General features: G+C 44.7%; 22 protein-coding genes. 8 read left to right on the top strand and 14 right to left on the bottom strand.

Annotated features, from left to right (window positions below; all coding sequences use genetic code 11):
* Positions 1-3: 3 nt before the first annotated feature.
* Positions 4-984 carry a catabolite repressor/activator gene (gene cra / locus Vt282_RS14120; RefSeq protein ID WP_162063795.1) on the bottom strand — a complete coding sequence of 327 codons (981 nt, stop codon included), beginning with the start codon at positions 982-984 and terminating at the stop codon, positions 4-6.
* A 229-nt stretch (positions 985-1213) separates the two neighbouring features.
* Between cra and fruB the strand changes: the two genes are divergently transcribed.
* Genes fruB through fruA form a run of 3 tightly spaced genes read left to right on the top strand, consistent with a single transcriptional unit; the run spans position 1214 to position 5069 of the window.
* The gene (fruB, locus tag Vt282_RS14115; protein WP_162063794.1) at positions 1214-2359 is read left to right on the top strand and encodes a fused PTS fructose transporter subunit IIA/HPr protein; all 1146 of its coding nucleotides are present in this window, start codon (positions 1214-1216) and stop codon (positions 2357-2359) included.
* Positions 2360-2368: 9 nt separating this feature from the next.
* Positions 2369-3319, top strand: a complete 951-nt coding sequence (gene pfkB, locus Vt282_RS14110; protein WP_162063793.1) for a 1-phosphofructokinase — start codon at positions 2369-2371, stop codon at positions 3317-3319.
* A gap of 28 nt (positions 3320-3347) precedes the next feature.
* Positions 3348-5069, top strand: coding sequence for a PTS fructose transporter subunit IIBC (fruA, locus tag Vt282_RS14105; protein ID WP_162063792.1), 1722 nt, complete (start codon positions 3348-3350; stop codon positions 5067-5069).
* Positions 5070-5163: 94 nt separating this feature from the next.
* Here the strand turns inward: fruA and Vt282_RS14100 are convergent, their stop codons facing one another.
* Entirely contained in the window at positions 5164-6633 is a 1470-nt protein-coding gene (locus tag Vt282_RS14100; protein WP_162063791.1) for a glutathione synthase, read from the bottom strand.
* 310 nt (positions 6634-6943) lie between these two features.
* Between Vt282_RS14100 and Vt282_RS14095 the strand changes: the two genes are divergently transcribed.
* Positions 6944-7690, top strand: coding sequence for a phosphatase (locus tag Vt282_RS14095; RefSeq protein ID WP_162063790.1), 747 nt, complete (start codon positions 6944-6946; stop codon positions 7688-7690).
* 40 nt (positions 7691-7730) lie between these two features.
* Here Vt282_RS14095 and Vt282_RS14090 read toward each other — a convergent pair whose 3' ends face one another.
* The 5 genes from Vt282_RS14090 to Vt282_RS14070 form a co-directional block, all read right to left on the bottom strand.
* Positions 7731-8795 (bottom strand): DUF4056 domain-containing protein, encoded by a 1065-nt coding sequence (locus Vt282_RS14090; protein ID WP_162063789.1) that lies wholly within the window; start codon positions 8793-8795, stop codon positions 7731-7733.
* Between the two features lie 8 nt (positions 8796-8803).
* A complete protein-coding gene (locus Vt282_RS14085) occupies positions 8804-9925 on the bottom strand; it encodes a BamA/TamA family outer membrane protein (protein WP_162063788.1) in 1122 nt (373 codons plus the stop codon).
* A gap of 12 nt (positions 9926-9937) precedes the next feature.
* The gene (locus Vt282_RS14080; protein WP_162047688.1) at positions 9938-10774 is read right to left on the bottom strand and encodes a TonB-dependent receptor; all 837 of its coding nucleotides are present in this window, start codon (positions 10772-10774) and stop codon (positions 9938-9940) included.
* Between the two features lie 452 nt (positions 10775-11226).
* On the bottom strand, positions 11227-11406 hold the full coding sequence (locus Vt282_RS14075) for a hypothetical protein (protein WP_162047686.1): 180 nt from the start codon (positions 11404-11406) through the stop codon (positions 11227-11229).
* An 89-nt stretch (positions 11407-11495) separates the two neighbouring features.
* A complete protein-coding gene (locus Vt282_RS14070; RefSeq protein ID WP_162047685.1) occupies positions 11496-11921 on the bottom strand; it encodes a hypothetical protein in 426 nt (141 codons plus the stop codon).
* Positions 11922-12367: 446 nt separating this feature from the next.
* Here Vt282_RS14070 and Vt282_RS14065 point away from each other — a divergent pair, with 446 nt between their 5' ends.
* Together Vt282_RS14065 and Vt282_RS14060 are read left to right on the top strand one after the other, a co-directional pair.
* Positions 12368-12649, top strand: coding sequence for a hypothetical protein (locus Vt282_RS14065; protein WP_162063787.1), 282 nt, complete (start codon positions 12368-12370; stop codon positions 12647-12649).
* Positions 12628-13995, top strand: coding sequence for a methyl-accepting chemotaxis protein (locus Vt282_RS14060; RefSeq protein WP_162063786.1), 1368 nt, complete (start codon positions 12628-12630; stop codon positions 13993-13995). Before Vt282_RS14065 ends, Vt282_RS14060 begins: the two co-directional genes overlap by 22 nt.
* Positions 13996-14074: 79 nt before the next feature.
* Here Vt282_RS14060 and Vt282_RS14055 read toward each other — a convergent pair whose 3' ends face one another.
* From Vt282_RS14055 to Vt282_RS14040, 4 genes are all read right to left on the bottom strand, one after another.
* The gene (locus Vt282_RS14055; RefSeq protein ID WP_162063785.1) at positions 14075-14800 is read right to left on the bottom strand and encodes a class I SAM-dependent methyltransferase; all 726 of its coding nucleotides are present in this window, start codon (positions 14798-14800) and stop codon (positions 14075-14077) included.
* Positions 14801-14929: 129 nt separating this feature from the next.
* Complete coding sequence (gene yidA / locus Vt282_RS14050; RefSeq protein ID WP_162063784.1) at positions 14930-15739, bottom strand: sugar-phosphatase; 810 nt, start codon at positions 15737-15739, stop codon at positions 14930-14932.
* Positions 15740-15877: 138 nt separating this feature from the next.
* On the bottom strand, positions 15878-16393 hold the full coding sequence (locus Vt282_RS14045) for a YgjV family protein (protein WP_162047677.1): 516 nt from the start codon (positions 16391-16393) through the stop codon (positions 15878-15880).
* A gap of 88 nt (positions 16394-16481) precedes the next feature.
* Positions 16482-17543, bottom strand: coding sequence for an aldose epimerase family protein (locus tag Vt282_RS14040; protein ID WP_197740109.1), 1062 nt, complete (start codon positions 17541-17543; stop codon positions 16482-16484).
* A 630-nt stretch (positions 17544-18173) separates the two neighbouring features.
* Between Vt282_RS14040 and Vt282_RS14035 the strand changes: the two genes are divergently transcribed.
* A complete protein-coding gene (locus Vt282_RS14035) occupies positions 18174-18944 on the top strand; it encodes a DeoR/GlpR family DNA-binding transcription regulator (protein WP_162063783.1) in 771 nt (256 codons plus the stop codon).
* Between the two features lie 163 nt (positions 18945-19107).
* Positions 19108-19275 carry a hypothetical protein gene (locus Vt282_RS14030; RefSeq protein WP_162047675.1) on the top strand — a complete coding sequence of 56 codons (168 nt, stop codon included), beginning with the start codon at positions 19108-19110 and terminating at the stop codon, positions 19273-19275.
* 33 nt (positions 19276-19308) lie between these two features.
* Here Vt282_RS14030 and Vt282_RS14025 read toward each other — a convergent pair whose 3' ends face one another.
* Genes Vt282_RS14025 through Vt282_RS14015 form a run of 3 tightly spaced genes read right to left on the bottom strand, consistent with a single transcriptional unit; the run spans position 19309 to position 22616 of the window.
* A complete protein-coding gene (locus Vt282_RS14025; RefSeq protein WP_162063782.1) occupies positions 19309-21480 on the bottom strand; it encodes an FUSC family protein in 2172 nt (723 codons plus the stop codon).
* Positions 21477-22382: an HlyD family secretion protein gene (locus Vt282_RS14020; protein WP_162064515.1), complete on the bottom strand. Its 906-nt coding sequence runs from the start codon at positions 22380-22382 to the stop codon at positions 21477-21479. The genes Vt282_RS14025 and Vt282_RS14020 overlap by 4 nt, the downstream gene beginning before the upstream one ends.
* An 18-nt stretch (positions 22383-22400) precedes the next feature.
* The gene (locus Vt282_RS14015; RefSeq protein WP_162047673.1) at positions 22401-22616 is read right to left on the bottom strand and encodes a DUF1656 domain-containing protein; all 216 of its coding nucleotides are present in this window, start codon (positions 22614-22616) and stop codon (positions 22401-22403) included.
* Positions 22617-22761 lie beyond the last annotated feature (145 nt).

The following is a 22761-nucleotide window of genomic DNA, read 5'->3' as shown; positions in this document are numbered from 1 at the left end:
AAACTAGTTACGCACAACGATCTGCCGCGGCACCAATTCTACCCCCGCTTCATAGCGTTTCGATGCGGCATTAAGCGCCAAAGCCAACGCACTGTCTGCAATAATTTCAAACTGCTGGGGCAAAGAGTTGACTTTAAATGGCAGAAAATCGAGTAGACGATTATCACCAAAGGTCGCTAGTTTAATATTTGCTGCCATGTGTGGGGCTTTAAGCAGTTCATCTAACACCCCTTCAAGTAGCGTGTAAGAGGTAGTGATGATCGCTTCAGGTACCGCGTTGTCTTTTACCCAGCGAGCAAAGATACGCTGTCCTTCTTCACGGTGAAAGTGCTCACCATAACCCACTTGCACTTCTAAACCATTTTCATTCGCGACCGAGCGAATTCCTTGCTCACGAATAGTAGAGACCGTCAGTTCAGGTAAAGCGCCAATCACACCAATGGTTTTAACCTTGGGAGACACAATCGATTGTGCCAACTCATAAGCACCGCTGAAATCTTCACTCAAAACACAACAAAAATGCTCGTCGTCTAACGGACGGTCAATCGCTACCACCGGTGTGCCTCGATTTTGCAGTGCAAGATAGAATTCATTGGCATCGGGAATACTACTGGCAACAAACAGGGCATCGACCTTGCGACTTACCAAGGCTTCAACCACAGCACGCTCAGTCTCTGGATTATCATCGGAACACGCGATAAGAATTTGATACCCCGCCTTACGCGAGTTTTGCTCCAGCAATTTAGCTAGGCGAGCATAACTGGTGTTTTCCAAATCCGGAATAATCAAACCAAATGAACGGCTGCTGCCAACACGTAAGGCACTGGCAGCGATATCCGGACGGTAATTATGCTGCTCAACAACCGCCATCACTTTTTGCTGCGTTTTTTGGCTGATTCGATACTGCTGTGCTTTGCCATTTATCACATAGCTTGCTGTGGTTTTTGATACGCCAGCTAACTTGGCAATTTCATCTAAAGTCATGCTCGATCCGATGTTTTGTGGATGAGATCAAAATTTAAAAAAGATGATCACTAACTTATTTGCATTATATGCTGAATCGATACAGCATAAAAGCTGAAAGGATTCAGCAAAGTTCGAAAATGTAGTTGGCATCGCAACTTCGACTACAATCACAGCATTTGCTGAATTTTTTTAACCGCTCGCTGAACCGATTCAGCTAAAGCTAATAAATCAAACCAATGAGGCTCATATGCTTAAGCTTTCCATTCAGGACATCACGCTAAATCAAGCGCATGAGGATAAGCAATCTGCTATTGCATTCCTTGCCCAGCAACTGACTGACAACGGTCTGGTTGAAGCAAACTACCTTGCCGGCATGCAAGCGCGTGAAGCGCAAAACTCTACCTTCCTTGGTAATGGCATCGCCATTCCTCACGGTACGACCGATACACGTGACCTCGTTAAACAAACGGGTGTTGCGATTGCTCACTTTCCTAATGGTGTAGATTGGGGTGACGGTAACACGGTCTACTTGGCGATCGGTATCGCCGCTAAAAGCGATGAGCACTTAGGAATTTTAAAACAACTGACCAAAGTGCTTGGCGAAGATGGTGTTGAACAAGCTCTACAAAACGCACAGAGCGCAGAGCAAATCATTGCGCTACTTAACGGTGAGACTCAATTAGCCATCGAATTTGATGCTAGCCACATTCAGTTGGATTTCCCGGCCAGCGATATGATTCAAATGGCAGCGGTTAGCGCAGGCCTATTAAAGAACTCAGGCAGTGTTGATACCGCTTTTGTCGCTGACGTAGTAGCGAAAAACCCAACTCACCTTGGTGAAGGGGTGTGGCTCGTCAGCTCCAATAAAGGCGTAAACCAAACGGGTATGGCGTTCGTCACCACCATTAACCAATGTCATTTTGAAAACCAAGATGTAAAAGCGCTGATTGCGTTTGCTGGCTGTAACAGTGCTCATCGCGCTCAGCTTAGCACTATCACTGCACTGATCGCTGACCAAGCAATTGGTTCACTACTGAGCAAATCAGCACTGGAGCTGATCGCATTGTTTAACCCTGCGACCGCTGAACAGGCAAGCACGCCAGCAAGTAACGGTGACGCTAATAGTGCGATTTACAAAATCCGTAATGCGCATGGTCTGCATGCTCGCCCTGGAGCGATGTTGGTTGCTTGTGCGAAGAAATTTGAAAGTGCAATTACCGTACGCAACCTCGATAGCGATAGCCAGGCGGTCAATGCTAAGAGCCTGATGAAAGTGATTGGTCTGGGTGTGAAACATGGCCACCAGCTTGAGTTCACCGCAAACGGTGATGATGCGCAAGCAGCCCTTGAAGCCATTGGTCAAGCGATTGAATCTGGCCTAGGTGAAGGTTAAGGAGCGAACATGAGTAATAAAGTTGTCACCATTACGCTAAACCCTGCTCTTGATTTAACTGGCTCACTCGATTGCCTGCGCCAAGGTAGTGTGAGCTTGGTTAATCACAGCGATTTTCATGCCGCTGGTAAAGGCGTAAATGTGGCTAAAGTACTGTCTGATCTCGGCGCACAAGTGACAGTTACAGGCTTTCTTGGCCAAGATAACCAAGAGCTGTTTTGCCAGCTGTTTGAACAAATCAATGCGCAAGATCGCTTTGTACGAGTGCAAGGGGCAACCCGCATTAACGTTAAGCTAGTAGAGCAAAATGGCACGGTGAGTGACATCAACTTCCCTGGCGTGAGCGTTGATAGCCAAGCAATTACTGAATTTGAGCACACGCTTGATGAGCTTTGCCAAGATCACGATTACTTTGTCTTAGCGGGCAGCTTACCAACCGGCGTTACACCTGAGCTTTGTGCAAAGTGGATTGAACTGCTGAAACAACGTGGCAAAAAAGTCATTTTTGATTCAAGCCGCGCGGCGCTAAAAGCCGGTCTTACTGCCTCACCATGGCTGATAAAACCAAACGATGAAGAGCTGTCTGACTTAGTAGGTCGTGACATTCATACCGAACAGGAAATCACTCAAGTCGCGGAACAAATCAACCACGATGGCGTTGAGAACGTTGTGGTCTCTCGCGGTGCGAATGGCGTGATGTGGCTTAACCAAGGCCAATGGCTCGCATCGAAGCCACCCAAAATGCAAGTTGTCAGCACTGTGGGTGCTGGTGACACGCTGGTGGCCGGTATGTGCTGGGGTCATATGCAAAACATGCCAAAACCTGAGCTACTGCAATTTGCTACTGCCCTGTCTGCTTTGGCGGTAAGCCAAGTCGGTGTCGGAGTCAGTGACCTAGATACTTTGAACGAATTAAAACAACAAATTGAAATCAAACCAATTTCGTCGCTAAGTGAATAGCGAAAACTCGAACAAAAAGGTCGATGTTATGAACGTAACCATTATTACCGCTTGTCCTAGTGGCGTTGCCAACAGCATCATCGCAGCGGGGCTATTAGAGAAAGCAGCACAATCTTTGGGTTGGGCTGCCAATATTGAATGTCAATCTGAAGTCGTACCAAGTACGCCGATCACCCCAGAACAAATCGCAGCCAGCGACTGGGTACTTATCGCAGCCAATCGTGAAGTGGATGATACGCGTTTTGTGGGCAAAAAAGTCGCACGTGTATCGATTGATCAAGTGATTGCCAATGCCGAGCAAACTCTGCAAACAGCCGCAGAACAAGCACAGCCGCTAACCATCAGCAGTGTGATTGCCAGTGACCCTAAAGGTGTGAAGAAAATCGTGGCAATCACCGCTTGTCCAACGGGTGTTGCTCATACCTTTATGGCGGCAGAAGCCCTTGATGAAGAAGGTAAACGTCGTGGTCACCAAATTAAGGTAGAAACTCGCGGTTCCGTTGGTGCGAAAAACCAACTGAGTGAGCAAGAAATTGCTGAAGCAGATTTGGTTATCATCGCTGCAGACATCGAAGTACCACTGGATCGTTTCCATGGCAAAAAGATGTACCGCACTAAAACCGGCCCAGCACTAAAGAAAACCGCAGAAGAGATGGATAAAGCGTTCGAACAAGCGACGGTTTACCAACACTCTGGCGCAGCAAACTCAGGCAGCACGACAGAAGAGAAAAAGGGCGTTTACAAACACCTAATGACCGGTGTATCGCACATGCTTCCTGTCGTAGTGGCCGGTGGTTTGATTATCGCGCTGTCATTTGTATTTGGTATTGAGGCATTCAAAGAAGAAGGCACATTAGCGGCAGCACTGATGACCATTGGTGGCGGTTCAGCGTTCGCACTGATGATTCCGGTACTGGCTGGTTACATTGCATTCTCTATTGCTGACCGTCCGGGTCTGGCTCCGGGTTTGATTGGCGGTATGCTAGCAAGCTCTACAGGCGCAGGTTTCCTTGGTGGTATCGCTGCAGGTTTTATTGCCGGTTACGCAGCGAAGTTTATTGCTGACAAAGTGCAACTCCCGCAATCGATGGAAGCGCTAAAACCCATCCTAATCATTCCATTTGTTGCCAGCTTATTCACTGGTCTTGTAATGATTTACATCGTGGGTGGTCCGGTATCTGGCATCATGGCGGCACTAACTGAATTCCTTAACAACATGGGTTCAGCAAACGCAGTATTACTTGGTGTGATTCTAGGCGCAATGATGTGTTTCGACCTTGGTGGTCCGGTAAACAAAGCGGCTTACACTTTTGGTGTTGGTCTACTCGCATCACAAACTTACGCGCCGATGGCAGCCATCATGGCAGCGGGTATGGTTCCAGCTCTGGGTATGGGTCTGGCAACCTTCCTTGCTAAAGAGAAGTTTGCGCCAAGCGAGCGTGAGGCAGGCAAAGCATCCTTTGTGCTAGGTTTGTGCTTTATCTCTGAAGGTGCGATTCCATTTGCAGCAAAAGATCCAATGCGTGTGATCCCTGCATGTATGGCAGGCGGTGCGTTAACAGGTGCTCTTTCAATGTTGTTTGGTGCCAAGTTGATGGCTCCTCACGGTGGTCTATTTGTACTACTGATTCCAAATGCGATTTCTCCAGTACTGCTTTACCTAGTAGCGATTGCTGCAGGTACCGCGCTAACTGGCTTTAGCTACGCTTTCCTAAAAGCTCGTGAAGACAAAGTCACCGCAGCGGCATAATCGATGACATCTTCCCCCTAAGATTTCATCATATGCCCAATAATAAAAACGCCACTTTTTAGTGGCGTTTTTATTTATCTGCTGTTCGCTTGGTTTAATCAACCAGCATCAAAGAGTCCAAAATACCCTTACCGCTGTGAATACCACCTTCGTTTTCACTCGCCGGTTTACTGCGAATCAAATAGCCCGCATAACCGGCAAAATCCGTCACGGGTTTACCTTGGTAATGGGCCGTAAACAGACCGATTTCACTGATCAAATCGTCCACTATCGTTTGCTTGGCATCGCGAACCGCAACCGTTGGAGTTTCTCGCTCATGTGGATACAAACGCTGCATCAATGCCCAAGCGTCATACTCATGCGGTTTCAGCTGATGGAGTTTTTCGCTAATCTGCTCGCCAAAAATGCAGTGACCACCACCTTCGCCTTGGTTTTTCAGTACCCATTGGTTTTGATCTGCATGTTGTTCAAACCACTCGATGGTTTGTGCCGTGACAGGTTTCATTTCCGCTAACACACTTTTCACCAACATCGCTTCTTCCAGCGTTAATCCCCAATGCAAATATTGCTGCGCGGGCATCTCGGTCAAAATCATCTGCATTGATTTACTGGTGGCTAATTGCTGGCCAATCGTAGCGTTCATCGCAACATAGTGCTGCTCGATAAATACACGGGTTTGACTTAGCGTTTCACAGCAATTTATCTCTTCAATCTCTGGATCGCAGTAGTCTGACTCTTGATAGCCCGCTCGCAGATAAACCGTATCTACGCCGCCAATGCCATCCAACATCAAACGATGGTTTTCACCGCTAGAGAGCTGATGGCTTAACTGCGCAAATGTGCGTCTTACGGTACGAACCCCTTGCTTTTGCAGTTCCTGCTCAAGCAGATGTTGGTCATAAACATTATCTTCATTTGGTTGCACCACCATCAAAAACAGTGGCTTACCTTCGTCCGCAAAATGAGCACGTACTTGTTTCGCCGCTGTCGCAATGCCTAAAGCTAACTGCTCCATACCATGATTATCGGCATAACTTGCTTGAGAATTTACCTGCCAAGGCTGGGTAGCATCTGCCCACTGCTCAGCCAAGTAGCGATGAAGTTCACTCGCACGCTGACCAAATGGCGCCATACCCGCAGCGATGCCATTGAATTCAATGACTTTCGCACCTAGCTCACGATCATCCATATAATCGGTACGCATCAGGAGCAAGGGCTGACGTTTTGCTTGAAGTCCATCAGAGTGCAACTGAGCATGCATCGCCATCAAACGTGCAAAAAACGGCTCAGCTTTGGCCATAGAGCTCAACGTTTGCTGCAAAAACGCATGGTCTTCAGCCACGTGACTCACAAGCTTTGCGATAAGCGGGGTCACTTTGAGCAGATGCTGGTACATGTCACGCTTTAACGTAGTCGGCGCAATACTAAAAGGGCAATGGCGAGCGGTATTATCCGCCTGCTTAAACGCAACGCCGTGCATGATGGCCCACTCACACACATCTTCGATCAGTTGTTGAGTCAGCAAAGGTTTAATTTGGTCCAATGGTTTTGGCGTGTTATTCATTTTCTAGTCACACAAAGTAGTTGTACGTCTTTATCTCTAAGACGACACTCGCCAGAAAAAGACGACGCAGTTTAAGAATTTTTTAACCGTGAATAGAAATTTCTCAACCACCGAGTTAAAGGGAAATTTGCTCCATCAAACTTGTCCTCTTTTGCTAAGGGGATTCGCTTGCAAGCCAATAGGTTAGCGCGCAAAATGTACTCAACTGGCATGTTTTTCTTTCCATACAGCCAACCTCAATCAGCACATGAAATCGCTGATATTTCGTCAGTAAGATGACATTAGTGCACCGAAATTTCCGGAGGGAACAGTGAAAATTGTTGTCGATACCCACACTCATACGGTCGCAAGTGGTCACGCTTATAGCACCATTACTGAAAACGCATTAGCGGCGCAAAGCAAAGGTTTACAAATCCTTTGTAACACCGATCACGCACCACAGATGCCCGGTTCTCCTCACATATGGCACTTTTCTAACCAGCGCGTTATTCCCCGTTTTCTCAATGGTGTTGGTATTATTCGCGGCGTTGAAGTGAACACCCTCAATACTCAAGGGGAGATTGACTACCATGATGACAACGGCGACTACGTCGATTGGTTTCTCGCCAGTTTTCATGAACCCGTATTTAAACCAGCGACCGAAGCAGAGCATACTGAAGCCCTGCTCAATGTGATTAAAAGTGGACGCGTGGATGCACTAGGCCACCTCGGTAATCCTAATTTTAAATTTGATATTGAAACCGTATTGGCGTGCGCCAAAGAACATAACGTGGCAATTGAAGTCAACAACTCTTCACTCACAGGAATGAGCCGTGTCGGTAGTATTCCTAACTGTGATGAAATCGTGCGAGTCGGTAAAGAACTTGGGGTGTACTTTACGACTGGGTCTGACGCCCATTTTTGGAGTGAAATTGGCGAACTTGAACATGCTCAAGCGTTACTCGAAGAATACCAAGTCGATGAAGAAAAAATCATCACCTCTAGCACCAGCCGTTTTCTTAACTTCTTACTACTGCGTGGCAAGCGACCAATTGTAGAGTTTGCTGAGTTGTACTGATGTAAATGACCCCCTTAGCCTAAGCTAAGGGGTTATTTGTTTAACGTTGCGGGTGTGTTTTTTCATCGCTCATGCGTGCAAAATCAGCCAGCGCTTGAAAATGGTGTGATTGCCATACTGCCTCGCTTTTTAGCGACTGAGGTAACTCAGCAAAAGCCCCCTCTTTTTTGTCAGCAATCAATTCTAATCGAACCCAATCCTCAATGGGCTGTTCATCCGCGAACTCAGGCTCTAGAGACAATGTCATGCTTGCTCCGGGCGCATGAGGAAGTAAGCTCAGCGCAAGATGATAATCTCGAAACAGCACGACCCATTTATCGGGTAAACGTCGAGAACTATCCCACCATTGACCGTCTAACTGCTGCATCTTCTGACGTGCAATGGCTTTGGGTTGTACATCCAACTTATTGAGTGCAGAGTGGAAACGTAAATCCATCATGTGTTGAAATTCACGCTTCGTTACGCTCGGGTGTTCTAATAAAATATGTTGAGCGATCAGCGCTCCTAACATATTGGAATAGAGATCCTCAGAAGAGAACGCTGATGCGTACTCCTTAAAGCCACTCACTGATACCATACCAAACCACTGAGCGATTTCGTGCCATTGAGCAAGTCGAAAAGCAGTAAAGGCGGCTGCTTTAGCACTGCGCTCATTTCGCTCTTTGCTATAAAAATCCGTCGGATGTTCAATCCAACGAATCTGCCGCACTCGCAACTCCGCTGGCAATGTCACTTGTACATTTTCGCCAAGATTTTGCTGATTGAGTTTATAAAGGTAGAAAGTGTAATCTGCAGTATCACGCACATGAGCGGTATCAATAAAGCCTCCCAACCGAGTATATAGAATGCCGTTTTTCTCATCGGCAAAGCCGAATAAACTGCCAGCAACTGACTCACCGCCATCATTATAGTGGTGCGCCCCTATATCCTCGTCGCCAAGCACGTTCTCTAGCGAGAAAAACGGAACGGGAATCGCGCCAACTTGCGCCTTAAGATCCATTCCAAACGCGCAACACGGACGCACACCGACAGGTGCTTTAGGAACCTCAGCTTGCACACTGTTAATACTGCACAAGCTCCATAAGAGTAATACTACCTTTTTCACTGACCCTCCTAGAAGGCTTCGTTGATCTGAAAATAAAATCCTGTACTGTCTTTTCCGACTCCAAAATCGACTCGCACATTGATGCGAGCTTTAAATGCAAAACGATAACCCACACCAACGGTGGGTAACCAATCGCTTTCAAATAATTGATGATAATGTTCTGCGACATTACCTGCGCCTAACCAGGCAACAACCCCATGGCGCCCATTAATGGTATGGCGCACTTCAAGCTGGGTTGAAATCTGGTTTTTGTCTCGATATTGACCTTGGTAATAGCCACGCATACGTTGATCATCGCCAAGTAAGGCGTAATCAAACCAAGGGGCATCACCCAAAATTGATTGTGAATAAATTTCCATCGCGATGATGGTATCTTTCGACCACATTTGGTAATGGCGAATGTTTGCTGTCAAATTGTCGTAATCGCTATCACTGCCTAACTCGGTTCGATTCGCAATCCATTCGATATCAATGAACTGCCCTCGTTGCGGGTTCGGCTCGAAATCTCGCGTATCGTACTCAATGCCCACCAACGATCCACTTGATGTCGCGTCTTGCATCTCTGCTGGCAGAATGTCGCCATCAAGCCCTTCGACATTGGTGTAAGTTTGCCATTGCCACCCCAGTTTCAAATAAGTACTAGGCGCAATTTCTAATGCGACTTTAGGGCTTAACAATAAACGCTGAGCATCGTATTGGGTTTTAGTTTGATCACTTTCTGCGGCCGATTTACCGACGCCCCAATAGTAGCCCGGAGTATGGCTAATCGATGCCTCACCAAGCAGGCGAATTCGGTCTTGTTTGAGATAGGTGCGGTTATTCACGCCAAGGCCATAAGAGCCTGACGTGGAAACATAAGAACTCACCGTCAAAGTAGAATAGGGATCGCTCGGTAGCCAGCCTGCCGGCGTATAGAGTCCAACCGCGGCCATGCCAATACCAAACCCTTGTTCTGGGTTTACAAACGGCCCTGGCAAAACGCCCCAATCGATGGCTTTGCTATGATCAACCGTTTCGCTTGAACCAAGATCTTCAAGCAATTGCTCAAACCAACCATTCGTTGGCTCTGCGGCATTCGTTGATAGCGGTGATAAACCGATGCTTACCACCAACGCTACAATCCGTTTCACCTTGAACGCTTCCTAAAAACGACGCTCTAGAGAAAGAAACGCACTTTCTCGCTCACCAAAACCCATTTCGCCCACAATATTCCAACTGCGGTTAATTCCATACTGAAAACCAGCAAGAGTGTTCCATTCTGAAACCAAACGTTGTTTGACATCAAAACGCCCATCCAGAGGAATATTCAAATCACGCAATTCTCCAGATAGCTCTTGCTCAACGTTTTGATACATCGCCCCCACCCATACACGTAATGGCGTACCATTTTTGGTAAAGTCATAACCAAGACGCGGAGAGACAACATAGGAGTCAATAGATCCGTCAATTACTGTCAGCGATGTTTGCGTGTAGTTAGCATCCACTAGAGCAAACCACTGCTTATAACCACCAGCTAAGACAAAACCTGCACCTTTCAGATCGCCATCCAAATCCAGACGAAAATCCTCAATTCTATGTTTGATTTTTAGTGGCGGAAGCAGAGGATGTAGTTTTACTTGCGCATCAACATTTACCGCTGTAGATGAATACCCTTCAAGTTTCCCAACCAAGCCATAAATATTGAGAAATGGAAACAACCAAACATCCGCACGCAAGGTAAATACGTCAGTAACTTGCTTACCCGGCTCTGCCTTCATATCTAAATCAAGACCCGGAATGTTGATATTACTTAGAGCAATCGAATCAACATTGATCCCCTGCTCCATCGACATATAACTGAGGTTTAAGCCAAATGGCTTAGGTAGCTGGTAACCACGCGCCTCAGCCTCTTCTTTCCAAATAGGTAACGTAAAAGAGTCTGCACTGGCGGTAGAAGCGATCAAACAAGAGGTGGCAAACAACAAAGGGGAGAATTTCATGCTTCAATTTCAATTGGGACATTACTTGGTTATCAGCCAACCTCATGATTGGCATAGGTCTAAAATGTCTAGATTAATACTCGCTTTACATTCGATATAAAGCACTAGTGTAAGGAAAAAGGAGACAGATTATTGTTATAGGTTTTCTGACTATTTGTGATTGAAATAATATCGTCAAAGGCGAAAAAAGTAAACTTGTGAGTTTACTATCAATGCGATACCTACGAAGGCTTTCAACCATCGAATTCTGAGCTAGATTTAAACACAAACGCCTTACATGTCATGCGTTACATACTTCTTAAGGCACTTCTTTTTCTGCCGCAGTTTGTACCATATAAATAGCGGCAATAAAGTAAAACGATCAAACTAAAAATTTATCAAAGACCACAAAATCGACATGACAAAAAAAAGCAGCCTGTTATGGCTGCTTTTGAAATTTACACAAAAACGCTTTATTGATGGTGGATACCATTAAAAATACCACCAAAAATCAAACCGATAACCCCAAAAATCACGCTTAAAATTAGCATTGCTGGAATCGCTGCTATCGATAGTTTGACCAAAAAGACCACCATCGACATAAATGGCATTTTAATATCAACCACTGTGACTTGATTTTGATCGTCAGACATACACTCTCCTTGAATAACATAATTTACTCTTCTCAAGTGTAATCAAGCCTTTCTGACTTCGCACAATACGACGCTTTTCAGGCGACTTATTACATCACGCACTCTTGGGCATCTTTGGCCTTTTCGATTGCTTTCTCTACGACCGTTTGCGCTTCCTGAGTACCAATCGTTTCGAGAATTCCGTTCACCCACTTCTCAGCGGTTGATTCTGAGGTAGCATCAACTAGGCAGTTGTAGGTTGCTGCAATATGATCTTCAACTTGAGTAACCACTTCCGGTTTTGAATAGTCAGCATTCACTGCCTCTTCTACTGATGCCGCGAACTCTTTTGCTTTGTCTGTTGCTTCACCAAATTGTTCGAAATTTAGCTGACTAAGATCCAAGTCATCGACACGCTGTTGTAAGCTATCTACCGCATCATTTGCAGCTTGTTGAGCCTGATCAATTGCTTTGTTCGCATCGTCACAACCAGTTAGAGCCAAGGCCAAACCCAGTGCTACTAGGTAATGTTTCATACTTATTCTCATCATCGTTTTAAGCAACACGCGATATGCGTGTTATATCTACGGATAATAATAGATTCAAAGATAAGATCAAACCTATCAATAAGCATTCAATTGCTTATTGTTTTACGTATTCACAGCATCAGATAACGACAAATTTGGAGAGTAACATTTAAAATTATCGCTGAATATTCAGAATAAATTTCATAATTAATATTAATTATATCAAATACACCAATCGAAATAATGACACTCATTCCAATCGATATTTATAAAATATATACAACAAAATTTTCATTATTTATTTTTTATTCTAAGAAATAGAAGACTGATCGCATAAAGCTACACAATGACTGCAACTATTGGGAAAGACGTGACTAGATTCTCATTAATCATGTTTTTGATTAATTAATTTGCTCATGGATGATACAGCAAAACTAACAAGTGCAATAAATCTTATGAACATTATCAAAAACTCTAACCTAAAAACGCAACTCTATTGCTTAGCTGGCGTCTCTATCGTTGGTTTTACGCTAATGGTTGCTATCTTTCTTAGCTACTTGCACTCAACCCAAAGCTATTTGAACGGGCGCATTAAAAGTAACTACGAATACTCAATGAGTAGTGCCGCTATGAGCGACGAACTTTGGCAAATCCGCGTTGATTACTTTCGTTCTGTGTATTCTCTCAATGAACGAAAAATGTACGAAGGAAACTCATGGCATGGAAAGAAAATTTAGATAAACATATCGCCGCTGATTTTCTATCCTTCCCTCAGCCTGACGTGATAAATAACATCATTAAAATGAGCCAAATATATGTTGATAACATTAAACAGGCTGAAAAAATATTTAATCAATTTGACCAAGGCGAAATCACATTAGAAGAAAGAGATCAATGGATGCAAATTAATGCAGATAATGGCTTAGCATTAATTGAAGCAATAAATAAGTTAATGTCCATCTCACATGATTACTCTAACCAACGAATTGCAGAAAGCGATCATGCTCTTCAGCAATCATTGATTAATATCGTTGTCGCCACAGCAATCGCAGCGACGCTGTTACTCCTCATGGCCTATCTCATTATTCGACATATTGTCGGGGCTGTGGACACGCTACGCATGGGTATTCAAGCACTGTCTGAAGGTGACTTAACTCAACAGCTACCTGACCTTGGTAAAAATGAGTTAGGCAATTTAGCGCGCCAATACAATCAATCGGCCAGTAAACTCAGCCAAACGATGCACGAATTAACCAACGTAAGTAGCAGCGTATCAGCAGCCGCAACCGAGCTTGCAGCCATTACAACGCAATCCATGCAAAATGCGCAAGATGAACTGAGCCGCGTTGAACAAATTGCCACTGCCTCGCAACAAATGGCAGCAACTGCCACTGAAGTAAGCCAAAATGCTGATATGGCCGAGACCGCTGCTCAACAAGCGACACAAAACGTGGCAAAAGGTAGCCAAGCATTAGAAGAGTCCGAACAGTTATCAATGCAAATGACAGCATCGATTGAAGACACTGGTGGCATCATGTCTGAGTTAAGAGGACATGTAGAAAAGATTGGATCCGTGATCAGCCTAATCAATGATGTCTCTGAGCAGACCAATCTATTGGCACTGAATGCCGCGATAGAAGCCGCTCGAGCAGGAGAACAAGGACGCGGATTTGCCGTGGTGGCTGACGAAGTGCGTAACCTCGCAGCAAAAACCCAATCGGCGACGGTCGACATTTCCATGATTATTGAGAACCTGCAACAACAATCCCAAGTTGCAGAAGCCTCTATGGAGATGAATATGACGTTGATTGATCAAAACAACCAGTGCCAACAAACCCTAAAATCGACCTTCGTCGATATTCAACAAGCCGTCATTCAAATCTCTGATCAAAATGCTTTGGTTGCCTCAGCATCAGAAGAACAAGCCGCAACCAGTGCCGATATATCACATCATATCGTCTCGACATCCAATCTGGTTAATCAGAATGTTGAAAGCTCCGAGCAAATTTCTCAAGCTTCCGATGAGCTATCGCATTTGTCCGAAGCTCAGCAATCGATGTTGGCGTTCTTTAAAGTCGGTTGATAGACAGTGTTCAACTTCACCATAGACAAAAAAGTCAGCCTTTACCGGCTGACTTTCCTTTTTTGTAGACGACTGGTTTTTACTCTTGGGGTAGCTTTGGCAATCGATATACCGAGACATAAGTCTCTGCCATTAATTGATGCTGAACGCTGATTTCATCGAGCATTGCCACCACGGTTTCAAAGCTGTTTTCGCCTCCAAAACGCGCCATCAACGGCACTAAACGTTTGGTAGATGAGAACAAAACATGAGCTAGCTGTCTTGAACTAACTTCAATCGCCAGCAAATTTTTACCCGAAGAAACCACATCGAACTGATCGTAGTCATCAAAGTTAATCGCGTGATCATAATGCTCGGCCGAGACTTTAAGGTCGATACCCAGCAATTGCATGTAATCGCCCATCAATACATCAAAATCGTACACCACAATCAGCGCATCATCACAGCACACTCGCGCTAACTCTTTTACCAATGCATCCGATTTGGCGTAAAACAGCGATCCAGCAAAAGTCACCACATCGATTGCGCTGTCGGCAAATGGCAGAGCTTCACCCGTTCCTAAGCTATAGTGAATATTGTCTCGCTGCTGCGCTTGAGCCAGCATTGCCTCGCTAGGCTCAACACCATATACCACCTGACAAAACTGACTCAGAGGTACAGTTGATACGCCCGTACCGCAACCGACATCGAGACCAACTTCAAATCGATTAAAGTCAGCAAACACCTGATGCAATATTTTTTCATGAATCGGTGGACGGTACGCACCGTAATGTTTGGATACTTCTTGGTTATATAGTTCGCTCAATTGAGGCTCCGATAATGCGAATATTTGCGTGCATGATAAGCATCAATAGCGATGATCTCTTTAAAGCAACTCACAAAAACAACAATGCCCAGCGCGGTGGCTGGGCATTCGTATTCAAGCGATCACAAGTTATTTATTAAGAATGAATTCTTCAATAACCAGTGCCACGCCATCTTCATCATTTGACGCGGTAATGTGGTTTGCTAGCGCTTTGACGTCATCCGTTGCGTTACCCATAGCAACACCTAGACCCGCGTATTCAAGCATGTGTGAATCATTGCCCGCATCCCCCATACAAATGACTTGGCTAGCATCTAAGCCTAAATGCTCAGCCAGCATCGCAACACCTGTACCCTTATTACTCTTTGGGTTCATGATTTCTAAGAAAAATGGCGCGCTTTGCACGATAGTGTATTGCTCATAAAGTTCCGCAGGTAGCTGCGCAATCGCCGCACTTAACACTTCCGGCTCATCGATCAGCATCACTTTGATAATTTCATCGTCATCCGCTAGCTCTGAAAAATCCATCACCGTGGTTGAGATTTGGTTAATCTTCGCTTCGTGCTGAGTGTAGTAGTTATCAGCTGGCGTGATTAGGCCATGCTCAGAGGAAAACGCATGCACATGGCAACCCAACTCACGAGCGAGATTGGCGATATTCTTGGCATCCAAACCCGTTAGGATCTGCTTACGGATCACTTCTTTGCTCGCAATGCGCTGTACTAGAGACGCGTTGTAACTCAATACGTAATCCTGATCGCTCGTCATGCCAAGCTCATCCAAATAACGTACCATACCATCAACCGGGCGGCCTGATGCTAGCACCACAACCACACCTTGCTCACGAGCAGCTTGGATGGCTTGTTTCGTGCGTGGGCTAATTGTTTTATTTGAAGTAAGCAGTGTGCCGTCCATATCTAAGGCAACAAGTTTGTACATGTCTAATTCCAATCAGTAAGCTATTTTGAGAACAGAATCATAATCAATTCACCGCATGAACTCGACACAATTTTGAGAATCCCATCGACCGATTTCATATATGGTTGACCACCATCAACTTATACTCGAGTTCCCTCATTATGCTTGTGTCGCCGCCTGTTGCAACTTATTGCGACGGTGCAGACGGAAAATGGTAATGCATAGAATTGTGTTATTAAACAGATCGTTAACTACACCACCATAGGAACCGTTAACGATAGAGTTAAGCAACCAAAACACATTACAAGTTAAAAAGGTAAAGCGCATCGTCATGCCTTTAGCGCAGAATAACGCGTAGCAACTGATCAGTGAGGCCATCATCGGTAACAGATCTTTAGGCTCTGAATAGAGCGCCGCACTGAGCACCAGTTGGACGACAACAAAAACCCAGAAAACTTTTTTGCCGCTGTATTTAAGCGAGACCAAAGCACGAAATGAGTTAATCAGTAAATTTGCTGAAGCAACAATCGCCCCCATCAATGCATAATGCGTGGCAAAGGTTAAGCAAGACAAACAAATACACGCCCTCACACGCCTATCATCAACACTCGAAACGGCACACAAGTTAATCGCAAATCCAACAAATCCCAACGCTTGAACCCAAATTTCGTTCATGCTTTTCCCTTAATAAAGCCATCACATTGGCTTGGTTTGAACCTCAAAAAGGGCGCAAATCGCGCCCTCAACATGACTGAATCAAAATTTAACGCAGAGTAAAACGGTGAATGGTTTTCTCTTCAAAGACTTGCCCTGGGTTCAAACGAACCGATGGGAAATGCGCTTGATTTGGACTATCTGGGTAATGTTGCGTTTCTAAACACATCCCTGCGCATGCTTCATATTTGTAGCCATTGCGACCGAACCACGGCTTATTAGAGAGTTTAAACCCGTTGTAGAACTGAACCGCGGGTTGAGTGGTTAGCACTGTCATTACACGGCCAGATTCAGGATGATACAACTCAGCCGCAAGCGCATACTCGCCTTCGGTAACCTTACGATTCACTATCAAATTGTGGTCGATACCACCATCAGCCATCATGGCTCTATTGGTTGCGATCAAAGTTGGCTGAGTAAAATCAAGTCCGGTGCCTTTAACACTCAAAATCTCACCGGTTGGAATAGATTGCTGATCAACTGGCGTGTAGTAATCACAATGCAGTTGTAACTCATGTCCATCAATACTGCCGCTGTCATGACCGGCAAGATTGTAGTAACTATGGTTGACCAAATTGACCACGGTTGATTTATCGGTGGTTGCCTTAAAATTGTAATGAACTTGATTGTGATTATCTAAGCCAATGCTATGTGTCACTAGAAGATTGCCGCCATAGCCTGATTCACCATCGGGTGAAACACGAGAGAAATGCAGATAAATCGCATCATCTTGCTGCTCAATCGCGTAATTCCACACGTATTTATCAAACCCTTTGCTACCGCCATGTAAATGTTGGCTGGTTGGTAATTCATTGGTCTCAAGTTGGAACACTTCACCATCTAACTCATAGCGTCCGTCTTTAATACGATTGGCATAACGGCCAGCGATAGCACCAAAGAATGGATGACCACCTAAATACTTGTCTAGATTCTCATAGCCAAGCACAACATCGGCTAACTGACCATCTTTAGCTGGTACTTCCAACGAGGTAACAATACAACCGTAATTGGTCACCTGTAGTTGCATACCTTGGTTGTTTTTAAGGGAAAAGCGCTTAACAGGTATTGGCTGCCCTTCAACCATACCCCAATCTTCAATTATCAGTTCCACATCAATACCTATTTTATTGTTATATCAGAGCACGCAGCCTGATTTGTACTCCTTTGAGAGCGCCAAATGCTGACCGTCGCTCGAGAGCCGATACACGCTCCAAACTACTCGGTACTATAGTGATAATTGGAGATTAAACCACCTTGCGTGTCACATTTTGTTGTTTTTTGTCATTTTAATGAGTTGTGTGATTACTGTCGCTTTAAAAAACAAGCTGAGGTTGTATAGTTGATGCATATACAACCTCGGAACGTATTGAAGAATAGGCAAAAATTCACCTAAACAGAATTAGCCTATTGCCACTACTCCGATTTGTCCTTGTCATTGAATGTTTCAAAACAGCTCAAAAAAAGACAAAAGCCACTGTATATGTTACAGTGGTCACGAATGGTTGTTACTAGATCGAAAATAACGTTTTATAGCATGAGGAACTATTGCAGATATATATGATTGATATTGAAAGAAATGTATGTGAAAGCATGCCTCGTTCTTTTGCCATCATCGTGTTTATTTCTGCGGTAATCCAATAACGTAGTAAACCTTATGCTGTGATTTTTCGGTGCTCATCTAGCAGTAATTGCCAGCATGACGCCAACCATTGTATCAGCTTAACGAAGAGTATCGGTTACTGTGATTAATCCAAGACAAGACCAATTACTTAAGCTTATCAATGATCAAGGGTATTGTACCAACGAAGATCTAGCGAAGATTCTTGATGTATCAACGCAAACGATTCGACGTGATATTAAGAAGCTTGGCAGTGATAAGCTATTGATTCGCCACCATGGTGGGGCAAGTTCTTTGCAAACCAAGGCGAACCTTGATTATGAAGTTCGTATCGTTTCAGAAACCGATGAAAAGAACGCGATTGCCAGAGAGATTGCTAACATGATCCCTGACAATTCGACCATCTTTCTTACTATCGGGACGACTGCTGAAACTATCGCACGACATTTGCTCGAGAAACGAAATCTACAAATCATTACGAATAGCTTGCGTGTCGCCAACGTATTGCACGTCAACAACTCGTTCGATGTCTCTGTCCCTAGCGGCAAAGTAAAAGCATCTAACGGTGGTATTGTTGGCACTGAAGTTAATGAATTTATTACAAATTTCCGTTTTGACTACTTCATTACAAGCATTGCATCTATTGATGTAGACGGCACTTTGCTGGAATACGATTTGTTTGAATCGTCAGTAAGTAAAGCGGTAATGCAAGCAGCGCGTAATGTGATTGTTGCAGCGGACTCTACCAAGTTCATTCCTCGCGGCTCGGTAGAATTAGGACATTTAGATACGGTTGATCACCTCTTTACCGACCAACCTTTGTCTTCTGCTCTAGACGCAGTTGCGAAAAAGAGTGGTACGGAGGTTCACATCTGCTCCTCCAATGCTAACTAAATGAAAAACATAAATAAAACCCCGTATATCGGGTTTTATTTTATCTATTGAACGACACTAAATTACAAAAACGAAAATAAATTTACATAGCCATATCGACACACTTCACACAAACGGTTATTATTGCGACATTGAGCACATAAAACAGTAGGAAATTTACGCCATGAACACCGTTAAAACCCATACTATTGAGTCAAACAGTATCGAGTCCGTAACTAAACTGACAAATGCATTATCTCAATCAATTTCACCCGTTTTGTCTGTGGTAAAAATGACGCTTATTACTACAGCGATCGTCGGCACACTAGCGCTTACTTGGCTACCTCACTAAACGCTTTATCTCAGTTAAGCGAAATGCAAACCGCTAAATAGTGAACGGAGAAAGACGCAAACACTCTAGCTCACTCACTTTGGTTTCATTTAACAGTTGTTGCAGCGATTCAATTAATATCTGTAACGAGATAATCAGCTGATAGCAGTGATCCGCCTGTTGCTGACTCAATGCTAATTGCAGTGGTGAATGAGGCTCAAGTCCGGCAAGGTAATACTGCAAACTCTGCTGTAACTGATTCAACCGAGTGGAATATTGCTTCGCATCGCTTCCAATCATACTGTTATTAAACAGCATCACCATTTGTACTAATTCCCTTTGGATCAAATTGTCGATTGCCGAATTAAAATCATGGGCTTGCCACTGTCGATAGCTGTCGACAAATGCATGGTAATGCAGGCAAATTCGATATAGTTGACTGATAAGCTTCTCGGCTTGTATCCGATCTAATTGCGGAAATGCTGGCCAATTTATCGCCCCAATCGCGGTTTCTGCCATCGCCACTTCCCGAACCGGACGACGACTAATAAAACTTAACCAAGGCAATTTTTGTCCGTGAATTTGATCTTGTAAGCAAGCTTGTAAACTACGACGAAAATGACCGAGTTGACGCAGCAGTACGCGTTCAGGGTTACCCGAAAACACACCGTGATTAACGAAAAAGATCACCAACATTCCGATACTAAATAGTAATAACAACAATAACGCATACTGAATATCGTAAGTCGGTGTTAAACGCATGGCACTGTTGGTCATTAACACCAAATTCATCGTGCCCAACAAGCGGTGAAAAATGTGCTGGGGCTGATTAAACACAGACCAAATTACAAAGGTATTGATAAAGTAAAAAGCGCCGAGCTGCCATGCTTCAGTAAGATGTGGCAACACGAACACATACTGCACCAAAGCGACCAAAGCCCAACCAAGCATATAGAACAACAGCGACCGCGTGCTAGCAAAAGGGATAGATAACACCACTGCCCCAAATGTCCCGCCGAAGATCATGATCATAGGCCCGCCCGGCAATGGCACATACAGCCATAACACTATGGAAATCAATAACATTATTGAAACTTTGAAAGCATTAATGGCTTGTTCAGCATCGATATTGATTAATGGACGTTTTGCCGCCACCACATGACGAGCAGGAGTGAGCGCTAATTCTTGTGCCGCGCCAAAAACATTGTGCAGGCAAATTTGCATATTCTGCTGATGCACATCCATTTGGTTAAGAGTGTTTGCCAACATTCTCAGCGCACCGTGTGATTGATGGGCATAATGCTCTGCATCTATTAGACGAACGGGCTTCGCTTGCACGATGTTGCTTACTTCACTGAATGATGCTTCATCGGGTGATAACTGATTTTCCAACAACATAGCGGCGTCAAGCGCTCGCTGACGTAAGCGTTCCATCAACTCACGTATTTCGTCACATTGCGAATGAGTCAGCGCTTGATTGAATGAACGCGTCGCCTCATACAAATGACCACAAATAAGCGCCCACTGGTTTTGCAACTGTAGCAGTTGCTGCCATTGTTTTGCGGTGCTGCCCAGTTCATAACTGTCGGCCATTGCAGCCTGAATCAAATCATCCAAGCGAGACAGGCGTTTTATACTGTTACCCAATGAGTACTCTTTAGGGAGTTGACCTGTTCGTGCAAGATCATCAATCACCGTGCTAATCAGTTGTGCTTGTTGCTGGTAATAGCTATGTAAGGTTCGCAATAACAACACACGACTAGAGGCTGGCCATAGCAAGCTAAACACCAGCGAAAAACACACCACGCCTAGTATGGTTTCTTGAATTCGAAGCACCGAGATAGTGAAAAGTTGTTCACTGGAGAAGCCCCCCATCACCATCACCAATGTCGCGACCATCATACAAATCGACCATGCGTAGCCGTTTTTCAGGTTGGTTTGTTGATAGACGCACACTGCGCAAAAAAGGCAATAAATCGTGAGCAGTTCAACAGGACTCTGGGCAAATAAACCAACCAGAATAAAAGCGACCAAGATGCCGAAGAACGTACCGATAATACGATGGCGTCCTTTTTTCAGTGAATGACCGCTAGACTCTGTGACGGCCATTACCACCACTGAAAACGCCGCCCAATATGGCTTTTCCCATCCCAGCCAAAGCGCACTCACCACGGCTAAAGTGAGTGCTAACGCCACTTTAAGCGGCAGTTGATAGCGATGTATCATTGCATTTGGCTCGCAAATATGGGGAACATCTCGTGCTCAGCCTTTTTATGGATCACGATAGATGCACTTGAACCGACACGTAGCTGAAGATCATTCGGTAAATGATTAAGTCGAATACGCACTGGAATACGTTGTGCCAAGCGAATCCATTGGAAAGTTGGATTCACATTAGGCAGCAATGACACTCCTGTACTGCCATCTTTATGCGCAATGCCGTAGCCAATACTTTCAACATGCGCTGAAAGGGGCTGCTCAGTATAGGACATCAGTGTCACCGTTGCGGTGTCACCGACTTGTACGTCACTGATGTCTGTTTCTTTAAAAAAGCCCTCAATCCAAAAGCTATTCTTATCCACCAATGCGACCATGGGCTGGTTGGCAACAACTTGGCTACCGATACGCAAATTGAGGTTGGTAATATAGCCATCAACAGGAGCCGTAATATGAGTAAAACTTAAATTGAGTTTGGCTTCTTCTACGGCTGCTTTGGCGACCATCACACCCGCTTTTGCTGATTCGACTGCATTTGCTTGTTGCGTCAAGATGATTTGTGAAATTGCGCCAGGTTGACGACGAGCCAATGTGTGTCCTCGATGAGATTCATCTTTTGCTCGCTGCAACAACGTTTGCGCTTGAACCAAACTCGCATTGGCTTTTTCAAGTGCCGCTTGATAGGTGCGCGGATCCAGCTCAAACAGAAGTTGTCCTGCTTTGACTTCACTATTATCGCTAACATGAATCGCGACTAAAGGACCTGTCACTCTTGGGGTCACTTGCACCACTTGAGCACGAACTTGCCCGTCTCTAGTCCAAGGATTGGTTAGATATTGTTGATACTTCCACGCAACAGCAACCATCGCCAGCGCGACAATTAAACCGGTGGTAAACATTCGCTTTGTCATTTTCATTCTCTCAAATCATTAACTCGGGATCACCAAAGTACCGATCAGTACCGTGTAAATAATGGCTATCGATAGCTCTACCAAAGGAGGGCTGGCGACGTAACGATGCCAACGCAGACGATTGAGTAAGCGGGTCGTCAGCGAAGTGCACACGACGCCAAGAAAGCCTGCGACCAAGAGGGGCGGTAAGTAAATATCACCAATTGCGATTTCGCGAGGAATAGAACTGAGCAATGTAACTCCCGTGAGTGTTGGTTTTTAACCGAGAACCAACGCGATGAACTTTTACGTGATATTAGTCACATTAATTTGCAAGATAAATGCACTGTTAGGGATTACAATAACAACTCATAGTTTCGAATAAAGACAACAAAAACAC

Origin of the sequence: Vibrio taketomensis (genome assembly GCF_009938165.1) — a bacterium.
Classification (GTDB): domain Bacteria; phylum Pseudomonadota; class Gammaproteobacteria; order Enterobacterales; family Vibrionaceae; genus Vibrio; species Vibrio taketomensis.
Note: the sequence above shows the minus strand (reverse complement) of the source record. Positions and strands in the feature narration are given on the sequence as shown.